Genomic DNA, 18,847 nt, shown 5'->3' with positions numbered 1-18,847 from the left:
GATACCAGAGGAAGAGGAAAGAATAGAAATGGAGGGGGAAACTAATGAGTTCCCTATACAGGCAGAAGAAAATGATATTAAAAAAGGAGATGAGAAAAAAAAGATGAAGAAAAAAAGTAAATTTAAATTTAATATGAGTTTTCCAGGCTTTAAATTTCAAAAGAGTATAGGGATAGATCTTGGAACTGCAAATACATTGGTATACAATAAGCAAAAAGAAGAGATTGTTTTGAATGAACCATCTGTAGTAGCTGTAGACAGAGAAACAAAGAAGGTCTTAGCAGTAGGAAAAGAAGCAAAGGATATGTTAGGGAAAACGCCTGATCATATAATGGCAGTAAGACCACTCCGAGAGGGAGTTATAGCTGATTACGATATAACAGAAGCGATGATAAAATATTTTATAAAGAAAGTATTCGGTAAGTTAAATATGGTGTTGCCAGAAGTAATGATCTGTGTCCCTATTGAAGTAACCGGAGTAGAAAAAAGAGCTGTATTGGAAGCTGCAATTTCAGCAGGAGCAAAGAGAGCGTATTTAATAGAGGAAGCCAGAGCGGCGGCTTTAGGAGCAGGGATAGATATCTCGGCACCTGAGGGAAATATGATAGTAGATATTGGTGGAGGATCTACAGATATAGCTGTAATTTCACTGGGAGGAACTATTGTAAGTAAATCTATTAGGATTGCAGGAAATAACTTCGATGAGGATATCATTAAATATATAAAGAGAAGACATAATCTGTTGATCGGGGAAAAAACTGCTGAAGAGATTAAGATCAAGATAGGTACTGCAATTCCTTTAGAAGAGGATGAAACGATGATAATTAAAGGAAGAGACCTTATGACTGGATTACCAAAACCATTAGAGATAAGTTCAAGTGAAGTATTGGATGCCATAAAAGATTCCTTAGATGCTATAGTAACCAGTGTTAAGCAGGTATTGGAAAAAACACCACCAGAATTATCAGCTGATATAGTAGATAAGGGGATAGTTATGGCAGGTGGAGGATCGAAGATTAGAAACTTCCCGGAACTGCTGGCTAAAAACACCCTTTTAAATGTAGTTTTAGCTGACAATGCTTTGGAATCTGTGGTGCTAGGAGCTGGATTGGCCCTGGATAAACTAGCTGTTCTTAGAAAAATTGAGAAGGCTGAAAGATAATGTTTAATAGTTTGATTTTTGGAGATGAAGTAAAATCATTTCTAAAAAATGAATTGAAACAAAATAAGGAATCGGGGACCTATCTTTTCTACGGGGATAAGGGAATAGATCTGTTGGGATTAGCGATATCATTCACCATGGCTATGAACTGCCCGGAGTTAGAAAATAACTATTGTGGTGTCTGTGAAGTCTGTAAAAAGATAAAACATGGAAACTATGCCGACCTGGAGATTGTTGGTCTTTTACAGGGAGAGAGCAAAGTAGGGATAGATAAGATAAAAAATACCATATATAAGGCTTCCAGTTCTAGTTATGAGGGAAGAAAAAAAGTTTTTATTATAAAGGATATTGAGAGTATGAATAAATATTCTGCAAATGCTCTTTTAAAGATAATGGAAGAACCTCCTAAGGGAACATTTTTTATCCTTATATCTAATACTTTAAATGTTTTATCGACTATTTTATCCAGATCTATTGTGGTAAAGATTGATAAACCCTCTGCTGAAGCTTTAGGGGTGACTGAGAAAGTATATGATTTTTTTATGGGGAATATGGAAGAAATATTGGAGTGGAAGGAGGAAAGGTTTGATCTCAATGAGATTAGATCTTACTCTGTCTTAGGTGAGGATCTCAATTTACATCTTGCAGAAAAAACTTTAAAATATAAGATCAACCTATTAAAGGGAATAGACGATTATATATATAATATAGGAAGGATAAAAAAATCAGAAAAACTTTCTATAGTTTTTGACTTGTTATCTACTTTACAGGATGATAAACTGGTAGAAAATAAATCTCATGAGAGAAAGATAATTGAAGAATTGATGCATATATTCATAGTGAGATTAAAAACTCCTAAATACACAGAAAAATTGATAGAGTTGAAACAGGGGCTGAGGCATAATATTAATACCCAGGCAGCATTAACTTTGTTTTTTCTGAGTTTTTAGGTTAAAGAATAGGAGAAAAATTAAGATGGTAAAAGAAAAAGTTGGATTAGTTAAGTATATAGTTTATCAGTATTTGTTGCTTTTAATTTTGATAACGATAAATAAATTATTATTTGTATATGTAAACATTCCTTTAAAAGAAAGAGGAGATCTCAGGGATTATATCGGAAGTTTTGAATATGGGTTGATATTTGACAGTGCTCTGAGTTCCTATATTCTTTTAGGGTCGTTAGCTGTATATATTCTATATAAAGTTTTGTCTGTAATAAGATTGGGGATAATTGGTAGGTGTTTACACCATCTGTATTCTTTTATAATAGGACTTATTTTCTTTACTATAATGATATTGGATATCTGGTATTATAATACGTTTACCCATCATGCTGATATTACAGTTTTTGGATATACAGGTCATATGCATGAAATTTGGTCAACGTTTTGGGTGGAATATCCTGTTATAAAGATTATTCTATGGATTTTGTTGACGGTTATAATCTATACCGCTTGTTCAATAATTAATTTTAATAAGGTGAGTAATAGGAATCTAGAATTTAATTTTTTAGAGGTAATAAAATCTTCTATAGTTATTATTGTGGCTGTACCTATTTTTGTAATAAGTGCCAGAGGGGGAATAACAGGGGCTACCCTTACATGGGGAAGGGCTGAGTTCTCTCAGAATTATTTTGCTAACCAAATAGCACTTAATGGGGTATTTGCACTATTGCAGTCGGTGGATGTAAACAGGAACATGAAATCAAGCAATGCTGACTCTGTAAAAAAGAGATTTTCTTCAGAGGAGCTAAAAACTAATATGAGGGGTTATCTGACTCAGTCACAGGATACCTATCTGCCTGGAAAAAATATATTGAGAAGGGTTACTGATACACAAAAACCTATAATAAAGCCTAATGTGGTGATGGTTCTTATGGAGAGTTTTATGGGAGTAAATATAGGAGCTTTGGGGTTCGAACCAGATCTAACACCTAACTATAACAAGTTGGCTGAAGAGGGAATTATTTTTAAAAATATTTACTCCACTGGGAAAAGGTCTAATAGAGGAGTAGTCAGTGCGATAACTGGATACCCGTCTAGTTATGGACAAGCTTTGATAAAAAAATCTATAGTGGGCAGAAGAACTTTTTACTCTATCCCTGATATATTAAAAAATCGTGGGTATAACACCAGTTTCTATTATGGTGGAGATATTGAATTTGACAATATGAAGGCGTTTTTAGTAAGGAGTGGTATTGATGAAATATCCGATGTAAAAAGTTTTTCCAGAGAGGATAGAACTATCGCCTGGGGAGTCCCTGATGACAAGGTCTTTGATAAGATGAGTTATGATCTAAAGAGGATGAAACAGCCTTTTTTTACAGAAGTATTTACCTTAAGTAATCATTCGCCCTATGATGTCCCGGAAAAATTCAAAACTCATAGTGGAAAAAAGTATCCAATGATGTATAAAAAGTATGATGGCGTTGCTTTTGCAGACTATGCCATTGGCAGGTTTACAGATTCTGTCAAGAACGAAGAATGGGCTAAAAATACTATATTTATATTTGTGGCAGATCATGGGGCAAATAGGAGTGTGCCAGTTGAAATAGATTGGAAAAAATTTACTAATCCACTATTAATATGGAGTCCTAATAAACAATTGATAAGACCTCAGGTTATAGAAGCTTTGGGTTCCCAAGCAGATATATTACCAACTCTTATGGGGATATTAGGTGGTAAATATGAACATTCTACATGGGGACAAAATTTATTTTTAAAAGATAATAAAAAAGAGTTTGCTTATGTAGTTGACACTCAGTATGTAGGTGTTATAGATAAAGATTATATCTATATAGAGGATATAATCGGGAAAAAAGACAAACTTTTAAATAAAAAAGATAATAAAGTAGTAAAAGGTGTAGATTTAGAAAATTATAGAAAAAAAACCAGAACATTTTTGGAGTTATCTATAGAACAGGAAAAAGAAGGGACTTTTGGTAAAGAAAATCAACAATTAAATTAACCCCGAAGTTTATAAGAACCTCTAAATTGATGTAAAGTTAACTTTGCATCAATTTAGAGGTTCTTTTTTTATGGTCGTCTAATTACGAAAGGACGTATTAAGCTTAGTTTTAATTAAGATTAAAATTAGGGGTAGAGATGGTTAAATAAATAAAAATAAAAATAAATAAAAAAAAGTCTTGACGAAAAGTAGTAAACGCGGTATACTTATTCTTGTCCGCGAGAGAAAGCGAAAGCGACTTGAAGCGAGACGTTTAATAGGACATTAGCAATTAAATAGAGAAAGAAAGTGTAAATTAAAAACTCAATTGTCGTTTGAAACTTTGTTTTCAAACAATCGATTAAGGTGTACAGTGGAATGAACCACTATAAAAATAATTATCTTTTAATAGATAGCTAAACTTCATTTATGAAGTTAGGATATAAATTTGAATGTAGAGTTTGATCCTGGCTCAGGATGAACGCTGACAGAATGCTTAACACATGCAAGTCGACTGGAATTCTTCTTCGGAAGATAGTACGGTGGCGGACGGGTGAGTAACGCGTAAAGAATTTGCCCTTCAGACTGGGACAACTAATCGAAAGGTTAGCTAATACCGGATATTATGAGATCTTGGCATCAAGAACTTATGAAAGCTATATGCGCTGGAGGAGAACTTTGCGTTCCATTAGGTAGTTGGTAGGGTAATGGCCTACCAAGCCGACGATGGATAGCCGGCCTGAGAGGGTGAACGGCCACAAGGGGACTGAGACACGGCCCTTACTCCTACGGGAGGCAGCAGTGGGGAATATTGGACAATGGACCAAAAGTCTGATCCAGCAATTCTGTGTGCACGATGAAGGTCTTCGGATTGTAAAGTGCTTTCAGGTGGGAAGAAGAAAGTGACGGTACCACCAGAAGAAGCGACGGCTAAATACGTGCCAGCAGCCGCGGTAATACGTATGTCGCAAGCGTTATCCGGAATTATTGGGCGTAAAGCGAGTCTAGGCGGCTTGTTAAGTCAGATGTGAAAATGCGGGGCTCAACTCCGTATTGCGTTTGAAACTGGCAGGCTAGAGTACTGGAGAGGTGGGCGGAACTACAAGTGTAGAGGTGAAATTCGTAGATATTTGTAGGAATGCCGATAGTGAAGACAGCTCACTGGACAGATACTGACGCTAAAGCTCGAAAGCGTGGGGAGCGAACAGGATTAGATACCCTGGTAGTCCACGCCGTAAACGATGTTCACTGGGTGTAGGGGTCGAACCTCTGTGCCGAAGCTAACGCGATAAGTGAACCGCCTGGGGAGTACGCACGCAAGTGTGAAACTCAAAGGAATTGACGGGGACCCGCACAAGCGGTGGAGCATGTGGTTTAATTCGACGCAACGCGAGGAACCTTACCAGCACTTGACATACAACGAACTCGTCAGAGATGACTTGGTGCCGCTTCGGTGGAACGTTGATACAGGTGGTGCATGGCTGTCGTCAGCTCGTGTCGTGAGATGTTGGGTTAAGTCCCGCAACGAGCGCAACCCCTATCGTATGTTACCATCATTAAGTTGGGGACTCATGCGAGACTGCCTGCGACGAGCAGGAGGAAGGTGGGGATGACGTCAAGTCATCATGCCCCTTATGTGCTGGGCTACACACGTGCTACAATGGTTGGTACAGAGAGCAGCAATACGGCGACGTGGAGCAAATCTCAGAAAGCCAATCTTAGTTCGGATCGCAGTCTGCAACTCGACTGCGTGAAGTTGGAATCGCTAGTAATCGCGAATCAGCAATGTCGCGGTGAATACGTTCTCGGGTCTTGTACACACCGCCCGTCACACCACGAGAGTTGGTTGCACCTAAAGTAGCAGGCCTAACCATTTATGGAGGGATGTTCCTAAGGTGTGATTAGCGATTGGGGTGAAGTCGTAACAAGGTATCCGTACCGGAAGGTGCGGATGGATCACCTCCTTTCTAAGGAGCACTTTATGAGGCCATGCAAATGGTATTACATAAAGAATATTTATACTGCTCTTTCTCTATTTATTTGGTAATGTTCTCTTTTTTGAGAGAAAATACCAGTTGGACATTGAAAACTATATAGTAATGAAATAATAAATTAACAATTTTATTAGATCTTCAGTTACACGAGAGTGTAACAATAATTAACGAAGAGTTAGAAATAACTGAACGATAATTAGATTTCAAAAATTCTAAAAACAAATTAAGCAAAAAATATTAAAATTCTATTTTAATAATAGGTTAAGAAATTAAGGGCGCACGGAGAATGCCTTGGTAGTAAGAGCCGATGAAGGACGTGATAAGCTGCGATAAGCTAAGACAAGCTGCAATTGAGCGTAATAGTCTTAGATTTCCGAATGGGTAAACCTACTAGTTTGAAGAACTAGTGTGGAAACGGGAACCGGATGAACTGAAACATCTAAGTAATCCGAGGAAGAGAAAGTAAAAACGATTCCCTAAGTAGCGGCGAGCGAACGGGGAAGAGCCCAAACCGAACAAGTGTGATAGCATGCAGGCGTTGCTTGTTGGGGGTAGTGGGATACAGAGTAGCAGATCTGCAAAGTCTGCGCTTGACTAACAAAGGTACTAGAATGAACTGGAAAGTTCAACCGTAGAAGGTGATAGTCCTGTATAGGGAACTTATGTTAGCAAGTCACTGTAATCCCAAGTAGCACGGGACACGAGAAACCCTGTGTGAATCAGCGAGGACCATATCTCGTAAGGCTAAATACTCTTACTAACCGATAGTGAATAGTACCGTGAGGGAAAGGTGAAAAGAACCCCGGGAGGGGAGTGAAATAGAACCTGAAACCGTGTGCTTACAAGCGGTCAGAGCAGAGCCTTCGGGCGTGTGATGGCGTGCCTTTTGGAGAATGATCCTGCGAGTTACGATCAATGGCGAGGTTAAGTATAACGGAGCCGAAGGGAAACCGAGTCTGAATAGGGCGAATTAGTCGTTGGTTGTAGACGCGAAACCTGGTGATCTATGCCTGTCCAAGATGAAGCTGTGGTAAGACACAGTGGAGGTCTGAACCCACCGTCGTTGAAAAGCCGGGGGATGAGGTAGGTATAGGGGTGAAAAGCCAATCGAACCAGGAGATAGCTCGTTCTCTCCGAAATGCATTTAGGTGCAGCCTTGATTGTTTAAATATGGGGGTAGAGCACTGAATGGTCTAGCGGGCATATTGCTTAGCGAAATCAATCAAACTCCGAATACCATATTTCAAGAGATCAGGAGTGAGACTATGGGTACTAAGATCCATGGTCAAAAGGGAAACAGCCCAGACCACCAACTAAGGTCCCAAATTATATCTAAGTGGGAAAGGAGGTGGAGATTCTGAAACAACCAGGATGTTGGCTTAGAAGCAGCCATACATTTAAAGAGTGCGTAATAGCTCACTGGTCGAGAGTCTCTGCGCCGACAATGTAACGGGGCTAAGATATAAACCGAAGTTGTGGAGTATACACTATGTGTAGACTGGTAGGAGAGCGTTCCGTAGGCCGTTGAAGGATAAGGGGTAACCCAATCTGGAGGTATCGGAAGTGAGAATGCAGGAATGAGTAGCGAGAGAAAGAGGGTGAGAATCCCTCTCGCCGGAAAACCAAGGTTTCCAGAGTAAAGCTTGTCTTCTCTGGGTAAGCCGGGACCTAAGCCGAGGCTAGATTGCGTAGGCGAATGGAAAGCAGTTTAATATTACTGCGCCACTGTAATTTGTTTGAGAGATGGAGGGACGCAGAAGGGTATGTGCGCAGACTGTTGGATATGTCTGTGTAAGCATGTAGGATGGAACCGCAGGAAAATCCACGGTTTTAGATCTGAGGTGTGATGCGGAGTGTTTGTAATGAACACGAAGGTACAAATCCCACGCTGCCGAGAAAAGCTTCTATTGAGAATTATAGTGCCCGTACCGTAAACCGACACAGGTGGTTAGGATGAGAAATCTAAGGCGTACAGGCTAACTCTCGCTAAGGAACTCTGCAAAATGGCCCCGTAACTTCGGGAGAAGGGGTGCCATTAAAGGTGATAAATACACGCGATTTTGAGCTTTTGATGGCCGCAGTGAAGAGATTCGAGCAACTGTTTAGCAAAAACACAGGTCTATGCTAAGCTGAAAGGCGATGTATATGGGCTGACACCTGCCCAGTGCCGGAAGGTTAAGAGGAGGGTTTAGCGACTCAAATTGAAGCCCCGGTGAACGGCGGCCGTAACTATAACGGTCCTAAGGTAGCGAAATTCCTTGTCGGGTAAGTTCCGACCTGCACGAATGGTGTAATGACTCGAATGCTGTCTTGGCGGGAGGCCTGGTGAAATTGTACTACCGGTGAAGATACCGGTTACCTACAGTAGGACGGAAAGACCCCGTGGAGCTTTACTATAGCTTGGTATTGGGTTGAGATGTTATGTGTATAGGATAGTTGGGAGACTGTGATTATATGGCGCTAGCTGTATATGAGTCGCTGGTGGAATACCAACCATATAACATTTTGATTCTAATCTGTGATGTGTAATCATGGAGACAGTGCTAGGTGGGTAGTTTGACTGGGGCGGTCGCCTCCGAAAGAGTAACGGAGGCGTTCAAAGGTTCCCTCAGGTTGGATGGAAATCAACCGAAGAGTGCAATGGCATAAGGGAGCTTGACTGTGAGATAGACACATCGAGCAGGTGCGAAAGCAGGACATAGTGATCCGGTGGTTCCGAATGGAAGGGCCATCGCTCAACGGATAAAAGCTACCCCGGGGATAACAGGCTGATTTTGCCCGAGAGTCCATATCGACGGCAAAGTTTGGCACCTCGATGTCGGCTCATCGCATCCTGGGGCTGGAGAAGGTCCCAAGGGTTGGGCTGTTCGCCCATTAAAGCGGTACGTGAGCTGGGTTCAGAACGTCGTGAGACAGTTCGGTCCCTATCCACTGTAGGCGTAAGAATATTGATGAGATCTGTCCTTAGTACGAGAGGACCGGGATGGACAAACCTCTAATGTACCAGTTGTCATGCCAATGGCATAGCTGGGTAGTCACGTTTGGAATGGATAACCGCTGAAAGCATCTAAGCGGGAAGCCAACTCAGAGATAAGTATTCTATCATTGATAAGTCACCTTCGAGACTAGGAGGTTGATAGGTTGGGGGTGTAAGGGCTGTGAAGTCTTTAGCTGACCAATACTAATATGACGAACACTTTACCTAAAGAAAATGATTTTTAGAAAGTTAATTTATGAAACATTATTATATAGTTTTGAATGTTTAACAATATTCAATAAGAAAGTAAGCTTGGTAAGAAAAGCTACGGGGGTACACCTGGTCACATTCCGAACCCAGAAGTTAAGTCCGTAAACGCCGAAAGTACTTAGGGGGCAGCCCCTTGGGAGGATAGGAACTTGCCAAGTCTTTTTTATTTTTTGTAAAAATATGCGCCACTAGCTCAGCTGGTAGAGCACTCGACTTTTAATCGAGTTGTCACAGGTTCAAACCCTGTGTGGCGCACCATAACCAATATAAATACCGGAGTCATCAATTAATTTTGATGGCTTTTTTTGTTATTTTATTTTTTATAAAACTTGAAAAAAGTAGTAGCTTAGTTTATACTTAAATACAATGTGAAAAAATAAAAAAATGTTTTTAAATGACGAAAAAAGGATGATTTTAGGATGACAAAGCATAAAAAAATATTGATAGTTATGGTAGTTTTATCTATTATAGGGATAATTTATACATCGCTGGCAGTAAATAAAAATTTCGGAGTACAGAAATATTTTAACTATGAATTTGTAGATGGAGAAGTTTTATCCATAAAGGAAGAAACTATAAACCCGGATCCATTGATCCCAGGAAGGTATGTTGGGAAACAAAAGATAGAGGTTAAAATATTAGAAGGATTGCATAAAGATCAGATATACAGTGTAATAAATGTGTTAAGCAACAGGCATAATATATTTGCGAAACCAGGAATGAAAGCGATATTTACGATTAGAGAAAAAGACGGGAAGGAACATGTATGGTTCTATAACTATAAGATGGATCGGTATATTTATGTATTGATTGGCTTATTTTGTTTAAGTTTAATTGTTTTTGGACGGTTAAGCGGAATCAAATCGATATTGTCCCTTGTATTTACAGGAGTAGTTATAATATTTATTCTTATCCCTATTATATTTCGGGGCGGCAACCCTATTCCTTGGGCAATATTATTATGTTCAATAATAACAGTGGTAACATTTTTATTGATAGGTGATTTTAACAGGAAAACTTATTCGGCTATTCTGGGAACTATTGCAGGGGTAATGATCTCTGGAATAATCTCCTACATATTTGGGAATTTAGCTAAATTAACAGGAATCCATATGGAAAAAGGTGAACAGATCTTATATCTGGCAGCGGATTACCATGTGAAGATAAACGGTCTTATGTTTACCTCTATATTGATAGCATCTTTAGGGGCTATCAATGATGTGGCCATGTCTATTGCATCGTCATGCAATGAACTATGCAAAAGAAATCCGGATATTCATCTGGATGACCTCTTTATGTCACTTATGGATATAGGAAAAGATATAATGGGGACGATGACCAATACATTGATTCTGGCTTTTACCGGAAGTTCGTTGAATCTCATGCTTATGATTTGGGGATTTCAGATGAATACCAAGCAGTTTATAAATATGCCGGTGATAGCAATAGAGTTGATTCAGGCCTTATCCGGAAGTATAGGAATAGTTTTGACAGTTCCTATAACAGCCAGTATCTCTGTCTATCTGATAAGAAAAAAAGGCGGACTATTCAAAAAAAGAAAAAAATTAGTTGTAGAATAAAATTTTAATATAAAAAACAAGGAGGGAAAGATGAAAAAGTTTTTAATGGCAGCGTTGATAACAAGTGTTTTTATGGCTTGTAATTCAAATGATGTGTCGGTAGAAAAGAAAGAACCGGTAAAAATGGAGATGACTGAGAGGGTGGTAACCCATGAAGTTATAGTTAAAGGTGAGGAAGAGGTAGCGGAACAGACTATCAGAGTAGCAGCAACTTCAGACGTACATGGCAGAATTTATCCTTATGATTATGCAATAGACGGTAAAGATGATGATGCAGGTTTAGCCAAAGTATCAACTATCGTTAACTCTTTAAGAGCAGAAAACCCAAATATGATATTGATGGATGATGGAGATACAGTTCAGGATAACTCATCGGAATTATTTAATGACCTTGAAGTGCATCCAATGGTAGAAGCTATGAACAGTATAGGCTATGATATTTGGACTTTAGGAAACCACGAATTTAACTTTGAAAAAGAGTTCATTGAGAGAAATATATCAAACTTTAACGGAACTGTACTTTCAGCTAATATTAAAAATAAAAAGGATGGATCAAACTATGTAAATCCATATCAAATTTTTAATGTAAATGGAGCCAGAGTAGCTGTAGTAGGAGTTATCCCTCCATATGTACCTATGTGGGAATCATCTTCTCCTAGTCACTTTAAAGGGTTGGAGTTCAATGAAATATTGAAATCTGTACAGGAAACTGTAAAAGAATTAGACGGTCAGTATGATATCTTGGTTGGATCTTTCCATATGGGAAGAGAAGATGAATATGGTGGAGCCGGGATCTATGATCTGGCTAACAAAGTACCTGAATTTGATGTTATATTTGGTGGACATGAGCATGCTAAATATGTTGAAAATATAAATAACACTCCAATTGTAGAACCTGGATTTGCAGGTTGGGCAGTATCTAAAGCTGATATTCATGTGAAGAAAGAAGAAGGGAAATGGGTTGTTAAAGGGATAGATGTAGAAAATATTCAGACTAAAACAATTGAAGCAGATCAAAAGATATTAGACGAATTTAAATATGTAGATGATCAGGCTAAAGCTGTAGCAAATACAGTGATTGGAGAAGTTAGTGAAACATTTATAGCCAGACCGGATTTTATAACTGGTGAAGACAAGGTAACTACTATGCCTACAGCTCAATTACAGCCAAATGCTGTTATAGATCTAATAAATGATGTACAATTGAAATATGCAGGAGCAGATGTATCATCAGCGGCATTCTTTAAGGCGGAAGCTAACTTAAAAGCAGGGAATTTCCATAATAAAGATGTGGCTAATATCTATAAATATGCAAACACTTTAGTTGGAGTAAATATGACTGGTGAAAATTTACTTAAGTTTATGGAGTGGTCTATGTCATATTATAATACTTGGAATGAAGGGGATGTGACTATCTCATTTAATGAAGATGTAAGAGGCTATAACTATGATATGTTTGCAGGGGTAAACTATAAAGTTGACCTGTCTAAAGATGCAGGAAATAGAGTAGTAGATCCAACGATTAACGGTGAAGCTATCGACCTGGCTAAGATCTATAAGGTGGCGGTAAATAACTATAGATTTGGTACATTAACTAAGAATGGATGGGTAAAACCTGAAGATAAATATTATGATTCTTATGAAACTATGCAAGATGCAGGAAGAATAAGAGATCTAATTATCAAATATACAAAGGAAGAAAAAAATGGAAAATTAGATCCTATTGTACATAACAACTGGGAAATAATTGGCGTTAAATTAGATTATCCAGAAAGAGATGCTATCTATGAGATGATCAGAGAAGGGAAGATAGTTATTCCTAGATCAGCTGATGGAAGAACAGTTAATGTTAAATCTATCAATTTAAAGGATTATGTCGTTGCAGAAGAAGTTGCATCGTATACGGTTAAAGCTGGAGATACTTTAGGAGAAATAGCTAATAAATTTGATCTTAAAATTTCTGAAATTTTAAAAGAGAATAAAAATATAAAAGATGCAGATATAATAATGGTTGGGGAAGAATTAGTAATTCCTGCAAATTAAATTTAAAAAGGTACAGAATTTATCTGTACCTTTTAAATATATATATAAATAGGGAGGAAAAAATGATGATGAAAAAATTTGTTAAGATCTTATCGGCAATGATGTTACTTTTAGTGGTGGCATGTGGAAAAACTACAAAAACAGATGAACCTAGTAAAGTAGCAGGGGACAAAGTAGATGTAGTGGCAACTGAGAAGTTAGTTGTAAATGAAGATGTAGAGTTTAAAGTAATGCATGTAAACGATATTCATGGAAGGGTAGATGCAGGTAAATATGACGGAATGGGATTAGCCAGAGTAAGTACTATGGTTAAGCAAACCAGAGCAGAAGACCCTAATGTATTATTTTTAGATGCAGGTGATACAATTCATGGAACTGTATTTGCAGCTTTAACTAAGGGAGCATCAGTTGTAAGAGTTATGAATGAAATGGGTTATGACGCTATGACAACAGGAAATCATGACTATAACTATGGATTGGATAGAATTGAAAAATTACAAAATACAATGAACTTTCCAGTATTGGTATCAAATCTTACTTATAAAGATACAGGAGAAAAAGCATTTAAACCATACACAATCAAAACTTTACCGAATGGTGTGAGAGTAGGAATCTTTGGTTTAGCAACTCCTGAGACAGCGTATAAGACTAATCCTACCAATGTAGAGGCTGTTACCTTTGATGACCCTATCGCATCAGCTAAAGAGTCTGTAGAAGCTTTAAAAGCTGAAGGAGTAAACTATATCGTAGCCCTTTCACATCTAGGTATAGACGAAGATTCAGTTTATACAAGTATTAAATTAGCTCAAGAAGTAGACGGAATAGATCTAATCGTAGACGGGCATAGTCACACTACTCTAGAAGAAGGTATGAAGGTAAAAGAAACTCTTATTGTTCAATCAGGATTCTATGACAAGAACTTAGGAGAAGTAACAGTTAAATTAGGTAAAGATGGATCAAAAGTTGAGACAGCAAAATTATTTACTAAAGAATATGCAATGGAAAATGTTGAAGAAGATCCTGCTGTAACAGCAATTATAAATGAAGTAAATACAGAGAATGAAAAGATTACATCTGTAGTTGTTGGAGAGACTCCTGTACTTTTAGATGGTGAAAGAAATGATGTAAGAGCTGGAGAAACTAACTTAGGAGATATGATTACAGAAGCTATGTTAACAAAAACAGGAGCTGAAGGTGTTATAACTAATGGTGGTGGAATAAGAGCTTCTATCCAAAAAGGAACAATTACTAGAGGAAATATCATATCGGTATTACCATTTGGAAACTATGTAGTAGTAAAAGAGATAACTGGTCAAGATCTAAAAGATGCTATTGAAAATGGTGTGCAATCTTATCCAGATGCTAGAGGAGCGTTCCCGCATGTAGCAGGATTTACATTTAAATTTGATCCAATGAACGAAGTAGGAAATAAAGTTTATGATGTTACATTTAACAATGGAGAAAAATTAGACCTAACTAGAACTTATAAGATAGCTACAAACGACTTTATGGCTGTAGGTGGGGATAAGTATGCCTCTTTAAAAGGAAAGAAGACAGTGAATGAATATGAGAGTATTGAAGAGATCTTAGGAGAGTATATTAAAGCTAATGGAATCACTCATACTACTATAGACGGAAGAGTGTTTGCAGGTAAGGAAGAGATTACTGAAAATATGGATAAAAAAGTATCAGATGATTCAGTATATACAGTAGAATCAGGGGATACATTGAGATCAATTTCTGAAAAAACAGGAATAGATATGGATGAAATCTTAAAAGAAAATAAAAAGATCACAAACCCGGATATAATTTTTGCAGGAGAAAAAATAGCTTTACCAAAGGCAAATTAATCCTTTAAAAGAAGCCACATAGTGGCTTCTTTTTTTTAAATTTTAAATTTTTTGAAAAAAATAAAAAAAAAGTGTGGAAAAGTGTTGACTCTTTATCTTTATTATGATATTATTATTCTTGTCGTGAGAGGACGATAATAACGGAGCATAGCGCAGCCCGGTAGCGCACCTGCCTTGGGAGCAGGGGGTCATAGGTTCGAATCCTATTGTTCCGACCATTTTAATAAAATATACCAAGATACGCGGGAATAGCTCAGTTGGTAGAGCGTCAGCCTTCCAAGCTGAATGTCGCCAGTTCGAACCTGGTTTCCCGCTCCAAAATGTGGTGGTTGTAGTTCAGTTGGTAGAGCGCCAGTTTGTGGTACTGGTTGTCGCGGGTTCGAGCCCCGTCAGCCACCCCAATTTTAAAAACTTTATATTTATGCGCCACTAGCTCAGCTGGTAGAGCACTCGACTTTTAATCGAGTTGTCACAGGTTCAAACCCTGTGTGGCGCACCATCCATACGCGGGGGTGGCGGAATTGGCAGACGCGCTAGACTTAGGATCTAGTGTCTTCGACGTGGGGGTTCAAGTCCCCCCCTCCGCACCATGTTAAAGTTTTAAACTCTAGAATTTATTCTAGAGTTTTTTTTTTTTAAGAAAGAGATGCCTTTTATTATAAAATTAAAACCTTATCTAGGAGATGAAAAAATGAGAAATATAAAACTTGTTTACCAATATGATGGAAGTGATTTTTTTGGATTCCAGAGACAACCAGATAGACGAACTGTACAAGGGGAACTTGAATCAGGTTTGTATAAGATAATAAGGGAAAGGATAAACTTAATAAGTTCAGGAAGGACTGACAGAGGAGTCCATGCAGTTGAACAAGTTTCTAACTTTGTTACCGATTCTAAAATCCCGGCGAATAGGCTGGTTTATGCTCTTGACAATATTACTCCTAAAGACATTAAAATATTAAAGGTTGAAGATGTAGATATGGAATTTCATTCCAGGTTTTCAGCAAAGACAAGAGCCTATGAATTTATATTGACTCACAAAAGAAGTGTGTTTGAAACTAGATATCTAACTAAGGTCAAAGAAAAAATCGATGTAGATAAGCTATATGCTATAATGAAGGTGTTCTTAGGCAGACATAACTTCGATGGCTTTAGAATGACGGATTGTGGTGGAAACAATCCTGTAAGGGAAATTTTTGAGATAAGATGTTATAAGAAAGATAACCATAAGATAGGGATCTACATAAAAGGAAATGCTTTTCTAAAGACACAGATCAGGATAATGGTAGGGAGTTCTCTGGCTGTGTATTTTAATGAAAGACCCTGTGATTATCTGTTAAAAAAATTAGAAAATCCTGACCCTAAAGATGAAAAGATAGTTGTAGATGGATCAGGTTTATATCTGTATGAGATAAACTATTAGTTAGCGGTTATTTTAGGGGGATAAAAAATGAAATTTTTGGAGATAGAAGCAAAAGATAAAAAATATATAGAGCAAATTATAGAGGTTGAAAAAGAAGTTTTTGGAGTAAGTGGCGGAGTAGATGAATGGATCTTGAAGCCGATCATCCGATATGGAAAAGTGTTTGTATTGGTTATAGAAGATGAGGTTATAGGAATAGCTGAATATATTAGAGATTTTGATGGTGACGAGATATTTTTATATGGACTTTCCATAAAGAAAGAATATAGAAAATGTGGATATGGTAAAAAACTCCTGGAAGAGTCTGTAAAAGTATTTAGAGAAAATAAGATAAAAAAAATAGGGCTCACAGTTTCTTTGGAAAATAAACCAGCTATAGAACTATATAAAAAATTGGGATTTAAGATGAAAGAGATGTTAAAGGATGAATACGGAAAGGGTGTAGACAGACTTTATTTTGCCAGGGAAATATAGCAAAAAAATCATTTTGTTGACAAAACAATAAAAATATAATAGAATTATATATGAAATCATTACAAAATATCAATCTAAAAGGAGGTAGAAATGAAGTTAAATATAGAAAAAATAAGTTCATATTTAAAAAGTCATGATATAAGACCATCTTATCAGAGGATGAAAATTTTCGAATACTTAATAGTAAATAAAAACCATCCTACAATAGATATGATGTATAAGAGTCTTGCTCCAGAAATACCAACTTTATCTAAAACTACAGTATATAATACATTAAATTTGTTCGTAGAAAAGAAGATTGCTATAGTAATTTTAGTAGAAGAAAATGAAACTAGATATGATGCTGATACAAGTATACATGGACATTTTAAATGTGATGAATGTGGAGAGGTCAGCGATCTTAATATAGGGATGGATAAAATAAATATTCCTGAACTTGATAATTTTCAGATAAATGAACACCATCTTTATTTTAAAGGCGTATGCGGTGAATGTTTAAAGAAAAAAAAATAATGTTCGTAGAACAATAAAAAGATAATTCTTCATTTTTAATGGGGAATTATTTTTATTAACTATATAAAGATAAAAAAAGGAAAAAAATGTGTAAGCTGGTATAGAAAAAAGTGCTTTATAAAAATTATATTGATTTTAAAAGAGGTAATTTCATTAAAGTTATATTTAGTTTGAATTTTAGGAGGAAATAAAAAATGGCAATGAATAAAAGGATGCTGGAAATTTTAAATGAGCAAATTAATAAGGAGATGTATTCTGCACATCTGTATCTATCGATGAATGCTTATCTTACTTCTAAAAATTTACCAGGTTTTGCTAACTACATGAGGGTGCAGTATCAAGAGGAGATGTCCCATGCATTAAAACTTTTTGATTATTTATTAGAGAGGGGAGAAAGGGCTGTATTAGCTGAAATAGCAGCTGTAAAAGTGGAGTGGAAAGACCCTATAGATGTATTTGAAGATACCTATAAACATGAAAAGTTTATAACTGAATCCATCAACGAAGTTTTAGGAGTAGCCCATGAGGTGAAAGATTATGCGACTATAAATATGCTTCAATGGTATATAAATGAGCAGGTAGAAGAGGAAGCTCACGTATCCTCTGTGCTGGAGCAGTTAAAGATGGTTGAGGGCAAAGGAACAGGTTTGTTTATGATGGACAGAGAGATGCAGAACAGGGTATTTGTAGATTCTACACAGGAAAACGCTTAAATTAGTTTAATTTTATCTTTATATATTATCAATTTAATATGCGGCTACAAGCCGTAAGGGGAGGTATTTATGACAATTAAAGGTACTGAAACAGAAAAAAATTTACTGAAGTCTTTCGCTGGTGAATCACAAGCTACCAACAGATACAAGATGTATGCTAAGCAGGCTAAAAAAGAGGGGTATGAGCAAATTGCAGCAATTTTTTTAGAAACTGCAGATAATGAAGTTCAACACGCCAAAAGATATTTTAGATTCTTAGAGGGGGGAGACTTGGAAATTACAGCTGCTTATCCAACGAACCAAGTGGGAACTACTGAGGAAAATTTAAAAAATGCAGCATGCGGGGAAAATGAGGAGTGGACAGAGTTATATCCTCATTTTGGAGAAGTTGCAGAAAAAGAAGGGTTTCCTGACGTTGCAGCAGCATATAGAAATATAGCAGCTGTAGAGAAGGAGCACGAGGCTAGGTATTTAAAATTACTGGCAAACTTAGAAGAGAATGGTGTATTTAAAAAGAAAAGTGTAGTTAGATGGAAGTGTAGAAATTGTGGATTTGTACATGAAGGAGAGGAAGCTTTAGAGTTGTGTCCTGCATGCCTTCATCCGCAAAGTCATTTTGAGATTAAAGAAAATAATTATTAGGAAAAATTAAAATTATAGAGTAATATAATAATGAGTAACTTATAACTTAAAACTAGGAGGAATATATATGGATAAATGGTTATGTATAGTATGTGGTTATGTATACGATCCGGAAGTTGGAGATCCTGATTCAGGGATAGCACCAGGAACAAAGTGGGAAGACGTACCGGAAGATTGGATTTGTCCGCTATGTGCAGTAGGAAAAGACCAATTCGAAAAGATGTAGTTCTATAAACTATTAATAGAAAGTTGGAGGGAAT

Annotated in this window: 12 protein-coding genes, 6 tRNA genes and 3 rRNA genes; all 21 read left to right on the top strand. The window is 37.1% G+C overall.

All coding sequences use genetic code 11. The features are described 5' to 3' along the window. The first annotated feature begins 133 nt into the window (after positions 1-133). The 21 genes from NRK67_07070 (at position 134) to NRK67_06970 (ending at position 18,813) form a co-directional block, all read left to right on the top strand. Positions 134-1,162, top strand: a complete 1,029-nt coding sequence (locus NRK67_07070) for a rod shape-determining protein (GenBank protein UUV19897.1) — start codon at positions 134-136, stop codon at positions 1,160-1,162. Further along, positions 1,162-2,112 (top strand): ATPase, encoded by a 951-nt coding sequence (locus NRK67_07065; protein ID UUV19236.1) that lies wholly within the window; start codon positions 1,162-1,164, stop codon positions 2,110-2,112. Before NRK67_07070 ends, NRK67_07065 begins: the two co-directional genes overlap by 1 nt. 25 nt (positions 2,113-2,137) lie before the next feature. Continuing rightward, positions 2,138-4,129, top strand: coding sequence for a sulfatase-like hydrolase/transferase (locus NRK67_07060; GenBank protein UUV19235.1), 1,992 nt, complete (start codon positions 2,138-2,140; stop codon positions 4,127-4,129). Between the two features lie 428 nt (positions 4,130-4,557). Next, positions 4,558-6,075: ribosomal RNA gene (locus NRK67_07055) — 16S ribosomal RNA — on the top strand. Positions 6,076-6,361: 286 nt separating this feature from the next. Further along, a 23S ribosomal RNA gene (locus NRK67_07050) occupies positions 6,362-9,307 on the top strand. Positions 9,308-9,390: 83 nt separating this feature from the next. Further along, a 5S ribosomal RNA gene (gene rrf, locus NRK67_07045) occupies positions 9,391-9,507 on the top strand. Together the 16S, 23S and 5S rRNA genes with 1 tRNA gene alongside form the textbook arrangement of a ribosomal RNA operon. 24 nt (positions 9,508-9,531) lie before the next feature. Then, positions 9,532-9,607, top strand: a tRNA-Lys gene (locus NRK67_07040). 161 nt (positions 9,608-9,768) lie between these two features. Next, complete coding sequence (locus tag NRK67_07035) at positions 9,769-10,929, top strand: YibE/F family protein (GenBank protein UUV19234.1); 1,161 nt, start codon at positions 9,769-9,771, stop codon at positions 10,927-10,929. A gap of 30 nt (positions 10,930-10,959) precedes the next feature. Next, a complete protein-coding gene (locus NRK67_07030; GenBank protein UUV19233.1) occupies positions 10,960-12,972 on the top strand; it encodes a 5'-nucleotidase C-terminal domain-containing protein in 2,013 nt (670 codons plus the stop codon). A 62-nt stretch (positions 12,973-13,034) separates the two neighbouring features. Further along, positions 13,035-14,822 carry a 5'-nucleotidase C-terminal domain-containing protein gene (locus tag NRK67_07025; protein UUV19232.1) on the top strand — a complete coding sequence of 596 codons (1,788 nt, stop codon included), beginning with the start codon at positions 13,035-13,037 and terminating at the stop codon, positions 14,820-14,822. A 141-nt stretch (positions 14,823-14,963) separates the two neighbouring features. Then, positions 14,964-15,040 (top strand) — tRNA-Pro (locus tag NRK67_07020). A gap of 24 nt (positions 15,041-15,064) precedes the next feature. Continuing rightward, positions 15,065-15,140: transfer RNA gene (locus tag NRK67_07015), tRNA-Gly, on the top strand. A gap of 7 nt (positions 15,141-15,147) precedes the next feature. After that, positions 15,148-15,223 (top strand) — tRNA-His (locus NRK67_07010). 22 nt (positions 15,224-15,245) lie between these two features. Next, a tRNA-Lys gene (locus NRK67_07005) sits at positions 15,246-15,321 on the top strand. A gap of 7 nt (positions 15,322-15,328) precedes the next feature. Further along, positions 15,329-15,412: transfer RNA gene (locus NRK67_07000), tRNA-Leu, on the top strand. A 101-nt stretch (positions 15,413-15,513) separates the two neighbouring features. Then, complete coding sequence (truA, locus tag NRK67_06995; protein UUV19231.1) at positions 15,514-16,245, top strand: tRNA pseudouridine(38-40) synthase TruA; 732 nt, start codon at positions 15,514-15,516, stop codon at positions 16,243-16,245. A gap of 27 nt (positions 16,246-16,272) precedes the next feature. Beyond that, a complete protein-coding gene (locus NRK67_06990) occupies positions 16,273-16,719 on the top strand; it encodes a GNAT family N-acetyltransferase (protein UUV19230.1) in 447 nt (148 codons plus the stop codon). Between the two features lie 90 nt (positions 16,720-16,809). Continuing rightward, positions 16,810-17,232 carry a transcriptional repressor gene (locus NRK67_06985; GenBank protein UUV19229.1) on the top strand — a complete coding sequence of 141 codons (423 nt, stop codon included), beginning with the start codon at positions 16,810-16,812 and terminating at the stop codon, positions 17,230-17,232. A gap of 200 nt (positions 17,233-17,432) precedes the next feature. Continuing rightward, positions 17,433-17,945, top strand: coding sequence for a ferritin (locus NRK67_06980; protein UUV19896.1), 513 nt, complete (start codon positions 17,433-17,435; stop codon positions 17,943-17,945). 69 nt (positions 17,946-18,014) lie between these two features. Beyond that, positions 18,015-18,587, top strand: a complete 573-nt coding sequence (locus NRK67_06975) for a rubrerythrin family protein (protein UUV19228.1) — start codon at positions 18,015-18,017, stop codon at positions 18,585-18,587. A gap of 67 nt (positions 18,588-18,654) precedes the next feature. Next, entirely contained in the window at positions 18,655-18,813 is a 159-nt protein-coding gene (locus tag NRK67_06970; GenBank protein UUV19227.1) for a rubredoxin, read from the top strand. Positions 18,814-18,847: the final 34 nt, after the last annotated feature.

The sequence above is a fragment of the Fusobacteria bacterium ZRK30 genome (genome assembly GCA_024628785.1).
Classification (GTDB): Bacteria; Fusobacteriota; Fusobacteriia; order Fusobacteriales; family Fusobacteriaceae; genus Psychrilyobacter.
Note: the sequence above shows the minus strand (reverse complement) of the source record. Positions and strands in the feature narration are given on the sequence as shown.